The organism is Paenibacillus chondroitinus NBRC 15376, assembly GCF_004000765.1.
In the GTDB taxonomy this organism is placed as follows: domain Bacteria; phylum Bacillota; class Bacilli; order Paenibacillales; family NBRC-103111; genus Paenibacillus_E; species Paenibacillus_E chondroitinus.
This window is the reverse complement of sequence record NZ_BILW01000004.1, coordinates 53,780-66,742: the sequence shown is the minus strand read 5'-3', so window position 1 is coordinate 66,742 and position 12,963 is coordinate 53,780. Positions and strand designations below refer to the sequence as shown.

Sequence of the window (12,963 nt, the reverse complement as noted above, 5' to 3'; positions counted from 1 at the left end):
TTTTGTGAGAAAGATCACTTTGATTTAGGCAGACAAAATTCAACCGTTGTTCCTTTGCCCATTTGGCTTCGGATTTCGATTGTACCCCCATGTGCCTCAACTAACTTTTTTACAATCGTTAGCCCAATCCCACTCCCCCCGGATTTTCGGTCTCGGGACTTATCGGCACGATAAAATCTTTCAAAGACAAACGAGAGTTCCTTTTCATCAATACCGATTCCGGTATCCGATACCGAAATACAAACCTTTTGGGCCTGCTCCGTTACCGCAACATTAACCTTTCCACCCTCCGGTGTAAATTTCAAGGCATTACTAAGTAAATTGACCATGATTTGGCCAAAGCGCAACTTATCTAAAGACGCTTGAATATTGACACCATCATGGAAGAGGAGCCGAACTCCCTTTTTCTCATAAGCAGCTTGGCTGGCTTCAATATGATGGTGAACGATGGAGTTTACGTTCTCCTCCTTAATATTCAGCCTAAAATTTGGAGATTCTACTTCAGTTAATTGTTCCAAATCCCCAACTAAGAATCGAAGTCGTTCAATCTCTTCAAAACAAGACTCCAACCGCTTGGCCGTTGGGTCCCAAACACCTTCAATCATTGCTTCCATATGGCTTTTAAGCGTTGCAAGCGGTGTTCTTAATTCATGGGCTACATCGGCTGTCATTGTTTTGCGCAGCTGCTCCTGGAGCAACAACTGCTCGGCTAAATAGTTAAGTGAATGGCCAAGGTCAGCCAATTCATCTTTACCGTTTACTTTCGTCCGGGAAGTAAGCTCACCTTTGGCCATCCGTTCAGCGACACTTCTCATTTGAATAAGCGGTGCCGTTATGCGCTTTGCCACAAATAAGCTAATCACGATCGCAAGAACAATACCGAGTATCGCTGTCCACAGAACCGATTGAACAAGAGCTTGCTCAAAATGCGTATCAAATGTTGGCGATGAAGTCATATTCATATCTTGAGACTGATACAATTTTAGATGGTAATGGGTTTCAAGGATAAACGTAATCGTCGAAATGAGCAGAACCCCAGAAGCGATGCCAATGCATGCGATAGCGATTCGAGCGTACAGCCCTTTCATGCGGATTCTCCTCCGGCAAACCGATAGCCGACAGCAAAAACGGTAATCACATACTGAGGGCTTTTGGGGTCGGACTCAATCTTTTGCCTGAGATTTTTGACATGTTGATCGATTGCACGCACATCACCTTCGAAATCGAATCCAAGCACTTTTTCAACAAGTTCTTCTCGCGTAAAAGTTCTGCCTGGATGTCGGGCAAAAGTTTGCAACAGCTTATATTCGTTTGGTGTAAGAGCTACGGGATTACCATTTTTAAAAACTTCATGTTTTAAAGGATGGAGAGTTAGGTCCCCACCCTTAAACGATATCGTTTCAGCGAGCAAAGTATCGTCGTGTGCGCGACGTAAGTTCGCCTTCACTCTGGCAATCAACTCCCGCGTGCTAAAGGGTTTTAATACGTAATCATCCGCACCAAGGGATAGTCCTTGTACACGATCGTCCTCCGTTACCTTGGCTGTTAACATGATAATCGGTATCGTAGAAAACTGTCGAATCGATTTGCAAACTTCTTCTCCCGACAGATCAGGAAGCATGAGATCCAAAATAACAAGATCTATATTTCCGCCGCGCACTAAATCGAGAGCTTTTTTTCCTGTATCCGCCTCTAAGCTGTGAAATCCATCCTTTTGCAAATAAGACACAACGACCTCACGAATCTTCTCTTCATCGTCTACCATCAATATTGTTTTCATAAAAACCCCCGGTTAATCTTAACTGGCAACTGTATTGCGTAATTTCTCAATTGAAATTCGCCCAATAAATTTGGAGAACTTCTCCTTATTCTTCCCATTGTTTTGGAAATACGTAATGAGCCTTTGAACAATATCCATCATTTGTTCCGCATCTACCCCAGTTACGAATAATTCCGCAAAGGCAGGCTTTAATGATTTGGGTTCCCCACCGATATACATATCGAATTTATCTCTCATTTTCACGACACCGATATCTTTCAGCAGCGGTTCACTCGTACCGAGGGCACAACCAGCGTAACCGATTTTTAGCGGTGACGGCGTTGATATTCCAGCGATCATGCGGTTTAATTTTTGTGCAATCTCAAGCCCGGCGTCTTCAGCACCGCGGCAAAAGTTACAGGGTATAAGGCTTTTTGTTACAAATCCTACTGGATAAATTTCCAACCCTGTCTCAGACAGTTTCCTCTTTACTTCTTCTAAGCGTTCCACTTCCATTTCCACATACAGTTGCTTGAAATTCGTCAGTTCAATTTTAGCATTTTCCCCAATAATCGATCCAAGTAGTGCAAGTTGCTCAGGTTTAAATATGGTCCCTCCGACTTCGAAGCCTGGTGTGACCGCAAATTTCATCATCCCCATATGATCCTCTCCCAAAAAGAAATTTACAGTTTAACTCGCTGCAGGCGCAGTGCATTCAACACTACAGATACCGAGCTAAGTGCCATCGCGGCTCCGGCAACCCACGGCGCGAGAAGTCCAACAGCTGCGATTGGTATGCCAAGCGTATTGTAACCAAGCGCCCAGAACAGGTTTTGTTTGATATTAGTCATCGTCTTGCGGCTCATATAAATGGCATCAGCGATACTGGTAAGTTCGCCGCGCATAAGCGTCACATCTGCAGCTTCCATGGCAATATCAGTACCGGTACCGATGGCGATGCCTACGTCTGCAGTTGCTAGAGCCGGTGCATCGTTAATGCCGTCGCCCACCATTGCGACTTTTTTACCTTGTGCTTGCAGTTTTTTGACTTCCTCCGCCTTACCTTCTGGCAGCACCTCGGCAAGAACGTGTTCAATTCCTACCTCGTTTGCGATTGCTTGAGCGGTCCGGTTGTTGTCCCCCGTAATCATAATTACTTCAATGCCAATCTGTTTCAGCTTGGCAATCGCTTCTTTCGACGTTTCCTTGATCGTATCGGCAACGGCAACCATACCGGCATATTGTTTATCAATTGCGATCAACATCGCCGTTTTGCCCTCGGACTCCAGCCGCTCCATCGCCTCCACCGCTTCTCCGAATGGAATATTTTCACGTTGCAGCAGCTTTCGCGTGCCTACCAGCACTTCCTTACCTTCTACCATTGCCTGGATGCCGTATCCGGGAATCGCTTCGAACTGCTCCACAGCAGTCAGTGTAATGCCTTTGGCGATAATGCCTGCAGCGATCGCCTCCGCAAGCGGGTGCTCGGATTGCTTTTCGGCAGAGCCAACCAGACGAAGCGCTTCAGTTTCGTCATGACCATCAATAATAACATCCGTCAGCTCCGGCTTTCCTTTTGTCACCGTACCCGTTTTATCCAGTACAATTGTCTTTACTTTTTGCATTGATTCCAGGTGCTCACCGCCTTTGAACAGAATGCCGAATTCTGCCGCGCGGCCAGATCCGGCCATAATCGACGTCGGAGTCGCAAGCCCTAATGCACATGGGCAAGCGATGACGAGAACGGCAATAGCCTTTTCCAGGGCTGTTGCGAACTCGCCGGGAGTTACCCAGATAAACCAGATCAGAAACGTTACAACCGCTATACCTACTACAATTGGCACAAAAATCCCGGAGATTACGTCAGCGATACGTTGAATCGGCGCTTTCGAGCCTTGTGCTTCTTCCACGACTTTAATGATTTGCGCAAGTGCCGTTTCTTTACCAACGCGGGTAGCTTTGATTTTCAACCTGCCATTTTTGTTCACCGTAGCTCCGATAACAGCATCGCCGGCCTTTTTTTCAACTGGGATACTTTCTCCGGTCAGCATGGATTCGTCGACAGCGGAAGTTCCTTCGACCACTTCACCGTCCACTGGGATTTTGTCGCCGGGTCTTACGAGAACGATGTCTCCGATGATTAGTTCTTCTACTGGCATAGTCATCTCTTGTCCGTCACGAACAACGAGCGCCGTTTTCGCTTGCAACCCCATCAGTTTCTTGATGGCTTCCGATGTGCGTCCCTTTGCAAGAACTTCGAACAATTTGCCTAAAATAATGAGCGTAATCAAGATTGCACTGGTTTCGTAATACATATCCGGCGCATGGCGGTGAGCACCTGCTGCTGTCGCCCACTGAATTGTCAAATACAAGCTATAGAAATACGCGGCGGATGTCCCAAGCGAAACGAGTACGTCCATGTTGGCACTTTTGTTTCGGAGTGCCTTGTATGCTCCAACGTAAAACTGACGGCCGATGATAAATTGAACCGGCGTTGACAGAGCAAACTGTACCCAAGGGTTCATCAAAAATTCGGGCAAATAAATCCACGACGTAAATGAAAAATGACTGACCATTGCCCAAAGAAGCGGAAATGAAAATAAAGCAGAAACGAGCAGTTGGATTTTCTTGTGGCGAATTTCTTTTTGCTTATAGTCCCCGTCAGTTGTAGCTGCTTCTTCTTTGCGAATGGCTTGATAACCGAGCTGCTCTACTTTGTTGATCATGTCTGTTACGGACACTTCTGCAGCGCTGTACTCTACATGTGCCGTCTCCAAAGCAAAATTCACCGTCGCCTTGCTTACACCAGGCATCTTGCTTAAGCCTTTTTCAATTCGATTTGCGCATGCCGCACAAGTCATGCCTACAAGTTTAAAATCAACCTCATCTTTAACAGTGCTGTATCCGAGATCAGTAATCTTTTGCTCCATTGCCGAAACGTTTACTTTTGATGGGTTATATGTAACTGAAGCTTTTTCAAGCGCAAAATTGACATTAGCCTCGTCTACCCCTTCAAGTTTTTTGAGTCCTTTCTCAATTCGATTGGCGCAAGCTGCACATGTCATACCGGCAATTTGTAAAGTTGTTTGTTGCTGTTCTAATTGTTTTTCCACTGGTCATCACCCTTTAATCATTATACCCCTATGGGGTATATTTTAGTCAAAAAAAATATTTGTTAAGAGAGGAGCTGCCACGCAGCCCCTGTTATTTCACGACATCATAACCTTGCTCTTCAATCGCTTCTTTAATGGCATCCAAAGTTAATTTGGATTCGTCGTATTCCACCGTAACCGAGCCGGCATTTAAATCAACTTTTCCAGTTGCGCCAAGCTTTTTTACCGCACCTTCAACCGAATTCACGCAGTGACCGCAGGACATGCCTTCAACTTTGAGTGTAATGGATTGCATGGTTCACCTCTCCCTTATTTGATTAATTTATTCATAGTTATCATGAGCTCTTTAATGACCTCTCGGTCACCCTCTTGAATGCGTCCGATCACACAGCTATTCATGTGATGTTCCAGCAGAAGTTTACCGACGCTGTTTAATGCTGACTGAACTGCTGCAATCTGATTGAGGACATCATCACAATAAGTATCCTTCTCTATCATGCCCTTCAATCCTCGAATCTGACCTTCTATACGGTTCAGACGCGAAGTTAAATTGTTCTTTACTTTATCCGAGTGATGGCTCTTACGTTCACCGCTATCGGTATGGCAGCATTCAACCTGTTCGTGTTCATGTTGCTCCATGGAATCGCCTCCCTTGAAACCAATAATACCATACCCCCCGATGGTATTCAAGTGTAATTAATGCCTATTTTTCTCAATCCTATATATAAGGAAGCAACAACTAGGAATACTGAGGGTTTCTAAGTAAAATCGATTCAATTTTTCCCTTAATTGTTCTGAAATATGCCGAGATTTTTTATATCAAGTTGAACCACTGATCGTTGTCAAATTTTTAAAATTGTCTACCCTTTATTTCCAAATAATAATGATGTATAATACATTTGTTGTATAATACACATATTGGAGTGAGGTAATTGACTGAAGATGCCCTTTTAGAATTTAGATCAGACGTGCAAAAATTCATTCGATTGTTTGGTATGTTGGAACAATCCGTTACTCCTTGTGGTTTTCCCCTATCGGTCTCCCAGGCATATGCCCTTCAAGAGCTTGAAAACACCACGTTATCTGTTTCTGAGTTGGCCCAGAGATTAAATCTTGAAAGAAGCTCTGTAAGTAGGCTTGTTGATGGCTTAGTTAAAGAAAACTTGGTTAGCCGGGATATTAACGAAGCCAATCGCCGGGAAATGTTACTCGCTTTAACGGAAAAGGGATCACGGATAATTGGGCAGGTGCGAAATCAATCCTTGAGTTTCTATCAGACTGTTTTAGAAAATGTTCCTGATGGCGATCAAGCAATAATCATGGAGGGGTTTAAAAAATTTAATCACGCCTTATTTCAGTATAGGGGGAAAACACGATGATTAACAAAAAAAGCCAAGCCGCCACGAGTGTAGCTTCATTTATCCTTTCTTTTCTAGCTTCCTCCCACCATTGGCTTCACATGGGGTTATTGCTCTTGCTTGGAGGCTCCACAAGCATGATGAGTACTATGTCAGCTGTAGTTTGGATTAGACGCTTTATGATAATAGCCACTTTGGTTACAGTCTTGCTTTCCTTTTACCGTTTATATAAGCATCGCTGTAAAGTTCCCTGGGTTATTTCAATAACGACCCTATCCACTTTATTATCTTTTGGTTTTATTTTCTATACAATTCGCAATTTTGGCTGGTAAGGAGGGATTTCAATTGGAATTTCATAAAGATCTTTCAGTTATGGGATGGGAAAAAGTGAGGGAACGGCAGGTGCAACGGCTTCCATTAGTCAATGAATGGGTTTCTATTGTAAACCTAAAAAAAGGAGCATCTCTTCTTGATATTGGCCCAGGTCCCGGAGTCTTTTTGAATGAATATGCTTCCATTGTTGGAGAGGAAGGTCAAATTACGGCCCTTGAAAAGGATCAGGAAGCAATCAATTATGCGTTAAGGAAATACAAGCACTCAAATGTCAACATCATATGCTGGGATGCTGAAAAATCACTCAATGATAAATTGGGATACTTTCATGCTATTACACTCACTGATGTTCTACATCATTCGGATTCACCAGCACATATTTTAAGAAATATCTTTAAACAAGCTTCTGAAGAAACTGTAATATTAATTGCAGAATTCGATCCTGAAGCAGAAGGTTTAATTGGTCCTCCACTAAAAAACAGACTTGCAATGAACGACCTTAAATTAACGCTTCAATCTGTGGGATATGAAATTGTAAAAGAAGGGAAGCAAGCGTTTGAACATTACTATCTGCTTATAAAAATAAAAGCTCCGGTCTAAAAGAGCTTTTGTTTGGTTTGTTGTTTGTTGTTTGTTGGAACAATCCGTTACTCCTTGTGGTTTTCCCTTATCGATTTCCCAGGCGTATTCTTATGAGCCCTATTGGTTTATTTTTTCGAAAAAGAGTCAATTCTTATTAGGAAACAAACCAATTGATCAGAAAGAATGGGGAGGTTTTTATGGGCGGTCGCGAATCAATCATATCAATGGACAATATTACGTTAATCCTTACCGCGATGATTATGGGGACTTTAGCGCGGATTTTGGTGCTGAAAGAAGACTATAGGCAGTACCCATCGTATCCGAATGGTTATATGATTCACATATTGATCGGATTCATTGCCGCAACGCTTGGTGCGGTATTTGTGCCTGCGCTAATGACAAGTAACTGGACAGCAGTTACCTTCTTGTCACTAGCGATTCAACAGTTTCGAGACGTGCGGAAAACGGAAAAGGAAAGCCTAAAAGAGTTGGAAAATACCGAATTTACTCCTAGAGGTGACGCTTATATAGACGGTATTGCCAAAACATTTGAATCTCGAAATTACTTTGCTCTAGTCGTTTCCATATGCACGGCAGCCTCCATGCAGATATACAAACCACAAATGCGAATTTTGGATATCGCACTCGGTGTGATCGTTGGTTTTGTTGTTTTAATGGTATTAAAGCGATTTTCAAAAGGCAAACAGGTTGGGGATATTGCCATTGTCCAGGAAGGAAAAATCGAAGTAAAAGATTCCGAGCTTTTTGTTGACGGGATATTTGTCAGCAATTTGGTGGGAACGGATAACGCTCAAAAAATGCTGACAAAAGAAGGACTTGCCGTAACCATTTTACCAAAAGAAGATCATTTTCGAATAACTTTGGACAATTTTGGACAGAGAAAAGCCATATTGTTCGAGGCTACACGTACGGTTGGAGTAAAACGGTATCATTACACGCGAAAAGATTTTGAAAGCGGCAAAACAATTATTGTGATTGTACCGCTTGTCCGAGACATGAAGAAACTGATCTACTCCATTAAGAATACCCCGTTACTGGAATCTGTAAAAAAAAGTCATGCGCTGATGGATACAGGTGTAGGGTCAAAGGAGTGATATTATGAGTAGAGATAGCGCCCAGAAAGAAATAAGCCCTATTCTTGCGGCTGTGACATTGCCTCATCATAAAGTTTCCGGTGGTAATTCATTTGTTGTTGAGGCAAACGACGAAGAAGAGCAAAAACAAATCATGCTTGATATTGCAAAAGCTATCAAAGGCGATGTAACCAAGACAAGTAACGGGATCTATTTAATCCTTAAAGGCTGACTGAAGAACGAAACCCGTGATTCTTAGAAATTCACGGGTTTCCATTCTTTTTAGGCAGACATCTTTCGGCACTCTTCAGCACATTCGCGGCAGAATTCAGCGCATTGCTTGCAGTGCGTATCCTGGAATTTTTCACAGTCTGCTGCGCATGATTCACAAATTGTCGCACACAACTGGCAGAGCTGTTTTGCATACTGGCTTCCGCGAGACATCATTTGCGCGGACAAGGCGCAAAGCTGTGCACAGTCACGAAGCATGCTAATGCACATGGTACGGGCTTGAACATCTGGTTCTTTGAGGCAGGAAGATAGGCACTCTTCGCATGCTTGCATGCATTTAAGACATGCGTCGATGCATGCTTGCCACTGTTGGACCGTAGAATCAACCATTGTTGGCATGGGAAAACCTCCTTTATTCAGGTCAATCATGCTTAGGTTGATTCAAATAAGCCTATTTTATGCCTTGTACGTAATCTTATGGCGATTTAGGTGTGTAGTTCTCATAAATAAGCCTGCTAATCATTCCTCCAGGTGCAATACCGTTATTGGACTGGTGGAACGTTTTTGTCCCGTTCACGACCCATATCCCAGGGTTATTTGAGAGCAGCTCAACGTCAAAGCGTCGCCCGGATGCAACATCTATTGTGTCATCCATCCAATCGTTGCGAGGAAATCCATCAACCGCAACCACCTTAAAATCATGACCGTGTGTATGCATCGAATGTGACGTATTGGACTTATTAATGAACCGTATTCGAATCTTTTGTCCGTATGAGGTATAAATAGGAGCAGTATTGGGGAACGATTTTCCATTGAAAGTAAAAAAGTTAGGATCCGTATCGAATTTATTAATTTGAAAGGTTCCCAATTCAACTTTGCCAAGCTCAGGCTGCGGGATCTCCCATTGCTGTAAAACCATGACGTAATCATAATAAGGAATATACCACTCAGGTATTTGCTCCTGTTTTGGGATAACGATAAATGGACCCATTAATCCTCTGGTAATTTGAAATATTTCCGATGAATGATAGAAAAACGAGCCAACCTGCCATGCTTGGAATCGATACGTATAGGATTGTCCCGGTTGAATAGTTGGAGTGGGTTCAACAGCTGGCATCCCGTCTTGAAAATTCGGTTTGGCAAGACCATGTATATGAAGAGCATTAGGTTTATCTGTTCGATTTTCAACCTCTAATATCACCCAATCGCCCTGTTCAACAATGATTAGTGGACCCGGTGTTACACCATTATACCCGAGGGCTTCAATGGTAAGTCCTTCTATAATCTCTCTCTTAATTGGCTCGGCAATAAGCTTAAAATGCCTCCAATTGGGTCCTTGTTGATATGGCGCGATTTGTCCATCAGGATATCTAATTCTACTTTCCCATAGATTCATACTTACACCTCCGAATTCATCGACATATTTAATACTTATGTAACATGAGGTTGTCCGATAATAAGTAAAACTTCTTGCCTACACCTAATCAGGGCTGCATATCCTTCAGCTATGCTTTAAACCTAAAGAGGCGAAAACAATGAGAAATATAATGGTTTCAGGAATACCGTGCTTGAGGATGCCCTTCTTTAAGCAGTCCTCCAGCCGCCTACCCGTTCTTCCAAATAAAAATGTCCGTAAGCCACATAGCGCAAGTAATCGTCAATGAAGATGCGAGGTAAGCAAGCGCCTTTTTACCGGGTTTATCGGGAAGGTTAGATGGAGAGTATGATCACCTTGCCAAAGGGCTTTACGAAGTGGGCTCAAAACGGTGGAATTCATTCTAACTGCTGTTTAGAAAGGCCTTGCGCGTCATGCTGTAGCTGCTTGCTGAACGTGCTCTTCTTGATCGTCCCGGTTCGACGTATCGAGCCAATTCAAGATGGCATTGAATTCGTCGATGCTTATTAAGGCTGTATCCGCACGTTTCGCAACAGAGTTTGCCTTTAGGTGCTTTCTCCCTATACAAGCGTAAATAGTCTTTGTATGAACAGCCAAAGTGGTGTATTTTAGACATATTGTCAGATAGAATGCTCCTGATGCTCCTATCCCAAAGGTTCGGGGGCGTTTTCCTTTTTTATAACAAAATAGCCTAATCATCCGTCATTGTACATTAGGAATTTGGCTATTGGCGGTGAAATGAAGAGACGGCAGACGCCATCCCGAAAGGCGAATTCCTGCGCTTTCGCCGACAAACAATCCAGTGGCGACATGCCCCCACTTAAATGAAGTTCATCTTTCGATGTTGATCCATTTTAATTGCATTATCAAGGTCGTAAAGATCTCGTATAAAAATGAACAGAGAGTGAATAAAAAAGAGCCCAATTTGTGAATTGGACTCATAATACGACCTATTTATTGCAGGATTTAAACCGCCTTGCAGATTTTCTTAAGAACAGTGACGTCATGGCCAAACTTGCACATTGCTTCGCAGTCGCACCGTAGGTCCTTAAATAAAATATAAGCAATCGATAACGATTCCAGCGTTCGGAACGATGGACGAAGCAATTGAGCCTGAATCTCCTTTTCCCTTCCTTCTGGGGCAACCAAATAAAAATGGCCCTTTGTGCCATCAATTGATAATGACAGGTCATTTAAACGTAAAATCCCAGAATATATGGACGTGCTTTTCTCTACTTCAAAGCCACTGACAATCTTATTGGATTGATCCAGCCAAAGCACATTAATAAGGGAAACCGTTTCAAATACGGCTGGCGAAAGTGTAGGAAGTGAGAGTTCCTTAATCGAGAACTCCCCAAGCTTTTCTCCATTCCACACACGCTTATGATCATTCCGTGCAATCCAAACCTTATATCCTAGTGACTGCCCCAGTTTCGCCAAATAATACTGCATTTCCGTATGAGCGTTTTCCTCCTGCTGATCTGCCGCAACTTCCTTATGACGCTTCGCATTAGCCTTAATCTGCTTTTCCTGCTCGTTTGAGATTACTTTAACCGCGTTCTCTTCAATAACTTGCCGATTGCTGCCAATTTCGAACAATAAGCCTGCTACTGCCCCTAAATCTTTTGAAAGTATGCTTCGATGAAGGTTATTTTCCTGAAGTATAACTTCACGCATCTCAAGATAGGCTTCCCATGACCCTAGTTTTTTCTTTTGATTAAATAAAGCATTAAATCCATTTACAATGGCGGTGTTAAACGGAGGGAAGAGCGTAGGGTGCAAAAAATAAAGAATATTTGCAACTGCAGGTCCCAAGCCCTTAATTTTCAAACCATTTAATTTGTGAATTTCAGCCATGATTTGATCTTCATTTGTTGCTTCAAGACATGCTTTTAAAAACCGCCCAAATGCTTTCTTATTCGGTTCATTTTCATATATATCGGGTATCCGCAGTTTTGGTTTCCAGAAAAACGCATGGGCTGCTCCTTCAAAAATCTGTTTTTGCTCAGAGATTGCTGTAATAACCGTCTCCAGACTAGAGCCCTTAAAATCGTTGCCAAACATCCCGTTTTCAATTTCAGCTATTACTTTTTGGAGACTCTTTCGAATTGATAGGAATGCTTTAAGTCTCTCGTCGTTATTTAAAAACCATGTATGATAAACGGATTCCGAGTCAGCTTTATAGTTATTTATGATCGCATCCATAGTTCCCAAGTATGCCTCCACGTGAATTTTATTATGTTATACTTCTTCGCAAAAAGAAAAATCCCTCTACGAGGAGGGATCTAACAGTTAATTAATCATTTGAAATCTGTTAAAGCTTGTTGTTGATTTTGGTACAGAAATCCATTGACTCCGTACCTAAGTAAAGGGTGAATAATAGCTAGTGAGGAGGAAAAATAATGAATGGCTTAACGGTAGGCCAAATAGCTAAAGAAGCAGGCGTTAATATCGAAACAATACGATATTACGAAAGGAGAGGGCTTCTACCCGAACCGCCAAGAACCAACTCAGGATACAGAATGTTTTCATTAGAAACCGTTCACGACGTTCGGTTTATTAAACGAGCGCAGGAATTAGGATTTACCCTCGAAGAAATCAAAAGACTTTTATCTATTTACAGGAAAGATGATTACTTTCCAATCGAGGAAATGCGCCAATTCGCAACGGAGAAAATCGGCAAAATTGAAGAGAAAATCGATCAACTGAACAATTTTAAGTCTATTTTAGAAGCGGTAACGAAAAGATCTAATTCAGATACTACTCTGTCAAAAAAGAGTTGCCTCATTATGCAAACTTTATCAAATGGAGGAATTCACGATGGCAAAAGTTGAAGTTTTTATAGCAGGAACTTATTTATGTGATGCGATGGTCAAACAGGTTAAGGAGTTAGCTTGTTCTAAATGTGATGTTGTTATCTATGGCTTAGATCAGTGCAGCACTACTGCCGAAAATGAAAGTATAGCGAAATCATACGGCATTCATTCCATTCCTTCTGTTGTGATTAATGGAGAAGTGATTGATGTTGAAAAGATGAAGATTGCTAGATTGAACGGATTATCGAAAATTGTTCGACATGACTAAGCGAGCATCTTTT

General features: G+C 42.4%; 16 protein-coding genes. 7 read left to right on the top strand and 9 right to left on the bottom strand.

Going from position 1 to position 12,963, the window contains the following annotated elements:
- Positions 1-14: 14 nt before the first annotated feature.
- The 6 genes from PCH02S_RS06655 to PCH02S_RS06630 form a co-directional block, all read right to left on the bottom strand.
- Positions 15-1,088, bottom strand: coding sequence for a sensor histidine kinase (locus PCH02S_RS06655; RefSeq protein ID WP_127451283.1), 1,074 nt, complete (start codon positions 1,086-1,088; stop codon positions 15-17).
- Positions 1,085-1,780 carry a response regulator transcription factor gene (locus tag PCH02S_RS06650; RefSeq protein WP_127451281.1) on the bottom strand — a complete coding sequence of 232 codons (696 nt, stop codon included), beginning with the start codon at positions 1,778-1,780 and terminating at the stop codon, positions 1,085-1,087. Before PCH02S_RS06650 ends, PCH02S_RS06655 begins: the two co-directional genes overlap by 4 nt.
- 18 nt (positions 1,781-1,798) lie before the next feature.
- Entirely contained in the window at positions 1,799-2,419 is a 621-nt protein-coding gene (locus PCH02S_RS06645) for a nitrite/sulfite reductase domain-containing protein (protein ID WP_127451279.1), read from the bottom strand.
- Positions 2,420-2,442: 23 nt separating this feature from the next.
- Positions 2,443-4,824, bottom strand: coding sequence for a heavy metal translocating P-type ATPase (locus tag PCH02S_RS06640; protein WP_127451798.1), 2,382 nt, complete (start codon positions 4,822-4,824; stop codon positions 2,443-2,445).
- A gap of 139 nt (positions 4,825-4,963) precedes the next feature.
- Positions 4,964-5,167 carry a copper chaperone CopZ gene (copZ, locus tag PCH02S_RS06635; RefSeq protein ID WP_127451277.1) on the bottom strand — a complete coding sequence of 68 codons (204 nt, stop codon included), beginning with the start codon at positions 5,165-5,167 and terminating at the stop codon, positions 4,964-4,966.
- A 14-nt stretch (positions 5,168-5,181) separates the two neighbouring features.
- Positions 5,182-5,511 carry a metal-sensitive transcriptional regulator gene (locus PCH02S_RS06630; RefSeq protein WP_127451275.1) on the bottom strand — a complete coding sequence of 110 codons (330 nt, stop codon included), beginning with the start codon at positions 5,509-5,511 and terminating at the stop codon, positions 5,182-5,184.
- Positions 5,512-5,804: 293 nt separating this feature from the next.
- Here PCH02S_RS06630 and PCH02S_RS06625 point away from each other — a divergent pair, with 293 nt between their 5' ends.
- From PCH02S_RS06625 to PCH02S_RS06605, 5 genes are all read left to right on the top strand, one after another.
- Positions 5,805-6,251, top strand: a complete 447-nt coding sequence (locus tag PCH02S_RS06625) for a MarR family winged helix-turn-helix transcriptional regulator (RefSeq protein ID WP_127451273.1) — start codon at positions 5,805-5,807, stop codon at positions 6,249-6,251.
- Positions 6,248-6,562 (top strand): hypothetical protein, encoded by a 315-nt coding sequence (locus PCH02S_RS06620; protein WP_127451271.1) that lies wholly within the window; start codon positions 6,248-6,250, stop codon positions 6,560-6,562. The genes PCH02S_RS06625 and PCH02S_RS06620 overlap by 4 nt, the downstream gene beginning before the upstream one ends.
- 13 nt (positions 6,563-6,575) lie before the next feature.
- Positions 6,576-7,163, top strand: coding sequence for a class I SAM-dependent methyltransferase (locus PCH02S_RS06615; protein ID WP_127451269.1), 588 nt, complete (start codon positions 6,576-6,578; stop codon positions 7,161-7,163).
- A 179-nt stretch (positions 7,164-7,342) separates the two neighbouring features.
- Positions 7,343-8,260: a YIEGIA domain-containing protein gene (locus PCH02S_RS06610; RefSeq protein ID WP_127451267.1), complete on the top strand. Its 918-nt coding sequence runs from the start codon at positions 7,343-7,345 to the stop codon at positions 8,258-8,260.
- Between the two features lie 4 nt (positions 8,261-8,264).
- Entirely contained in the window at positions 8,265-8,471 is a 207-nt protein-coding gene (locus tag PCH02S_RS06605) for a capping complex subunit for YIEGIA (protein WP_127451265.1), read from the top strand.
- A 50-nt stretch (positions 8,472-8,521) separates the two neighbouring features.
- Here PCH02S_RS06605 and PCH02S_RS06600 read toward each other — a convergent pair whose 3' ends face one another.
- The 3 genes from PCH02S_RS06600 to PCH02S_RS06590 all read right to left on the bottom strand — a co-directional run bounded on the left by PCH02S_RS06600 (position 8,522) and on the right by PCH02S_RS06590 (position 12,071).
- Positions 8,522-8,860, bottom strand: coding sequence for a four-helix bundle copper-binding protein (locus PCH02S_RS06600; protein WP_307719928.1), 339 nt, complete (start codon positions 8,858-8,860; stop codon positions 8,522-8,524).
- An 85-nt stretch (positions 8,861-8,945) separates the two neighbouring features.
- A complete protein-coding gene (locus PCH02S_RS06595; RefSeq protein WP_127451261.1) occupies positions 8,946-9,866 on the bottom strand; it encodes a multicopper oxidase domain-containing protein in 921 nt (306 codons plus the stop codon).
- A 966-nt stretch (positions 9,867-10,832) separates the two neighbouring features.
- On the bottom strand, positions 10,833-12,071 hold the full coding sequence (locus PCH02S_RS06590; RefSeq protein WP_127451796.1) for a hypothetical protein: 1,239 nt from the start codon (positions 12,069-12,071) through the stop codon (positions 10,833-10,835).
- 197 nt (positions 12,072-12,268) lie between these two features.
- Here PCH02S_RS06590 and PCH02S_RS06585 point away from each other — a divergent pair, with 197 nt between their 5' ends.
- Positions 12,269-12,700 (top strand): MerR family transcriptional regulator, encoded by a 432-nt coding sequence (locus PCH02S_RS06585; RefSeq protein WP_127451259.1) that lies wholly within the window; start codon positions 12,269-12,271, stop codon positions 12,698-12,700.
- The gene (locus tag PCH02S_RS06580; RefSeq protein WP_127451257.1) at positions 12,687-12,950 is read left to right on the top strand and encodes a thioredoxin domain-containing protein; all 264 of its coding nucleotides are present in this window, start codon (positions 12,687-12,689) and stop codon (positions 12,948-12,950) included. The genes PCH02S_RS06585 and PCH02S_RS06580 overlap by 14 nt, the downstream gene beginning before the upstream one ends.
- Positions 12,951-12,963: the final 13 nt, after the last annotated feature.

What these genes read in the sequence shown, in the direction of transcription:
- PCH02S_RS06655 (WP_127451283.1), bottom strand. Translation starts at nt 1,088, where the DNA reads ATGAAAGGGCTGTACGCTCGAATCGCTATCGCATGCATTGGCATCGCT.
- PCH02S_RS06650 (WP_127451281.1), bottom strand. Translation starts at nt 1,780, where the DNA reads ATGAAAACAATATTGATGGTAGACGATGAAGAGAAGATTCGTGAGGTC.
- PCH02S_RS06645 (WP_127451279.1), bottom strand. Translation starts at nt 2,419, where the DNA reads ATGGGGATGATGAAATTTGCGGTCACACCAGGCTTCGAAGTCGGAGGG.
- PCH02S_RS06640 (WP_127451798.1), bottom strand. Translation starts at nt 4,824, where the DNA reads ATGACATGTGCAGCTTGCGCCAATCGAATTGAGAAAGGACTCAAAAAA.
- copZ (WP_127451277.1), bottom strand. Translation starts at nt 5,167, where the DNA reads ATGCAATCCATTACACTCAAAGTTGAAGGCATGTCCTGCGGTCACTGC.
- PCH02S_RS06630 (WP_127451275.1), bottom strand. Translation starts at nt 5,511, where the DNA reads ATGGAGCAACATGAACACGAACAGGTTGAATGCTGCCATACCGATAGC.
- PCH02S_RS06620 (WP_127451271.1), top strand. Translation starts at nt 6,248, where the DNA reads ATGATTAACAAAAAAAGCCAAGCCGCCACGAGTGTAGCTTCATTTATC.
- PCH02S_RS06610 (WP_127451267.1), top strand. Translation starts at nt 7,343, where the DNA reads ATGGGCGGTCGCGAATCAATCATATCAATGGACAATATTACGTTAATC.
- PCH02S_RS06605 (WP_127451265.1), top strand. Translation starts at nt 8,265, where the DNA reads ATGAGTAGAGATAGCGCCCAGAAAGAAATAAGCCCTATTCTTGCGGCT.
- PCH02S_RS06600 (WP_307719928.1), bottom strand. Translation starts at nt 8,860, where the DNA reads ATGGTTGATTCTACGGTCCAACAGTGGCAAGCATGCATCGACGCATGT.
- PCH02S_RS06595 (WP_127451261.1), bottom strand. Translation starts at nt 9,866, where the DNA reads ATGAATCTATGGGAAAGTAGAATTAGATATCCTGATGGACAAATCGCG.
- PCH02S_RS06590 (WP_127451796.1), bottom strand. Translation starts at nt 12,071, where the DNA reads ATGGATGCGATCATAAATAACTATAAAGCTGACTCGGAATCCGTTTAT.
- PCH02S_RS06585 (WP_127451259.1), top strand. Translation starts at nt 12,269, where the DNA reads ATGAATGGCTTAACGGTAGGCCAAATAGCTAAAGAAGCAGGCGTTAAT.
- PCH02S_RS06580 (WP_127451257.1), top strand. Translation starts at nt 12,687, where the DNA reads ATGGCAAAAGTTGAAGTTTTTATAGCAGGAACTTATTTATGTGATGCG.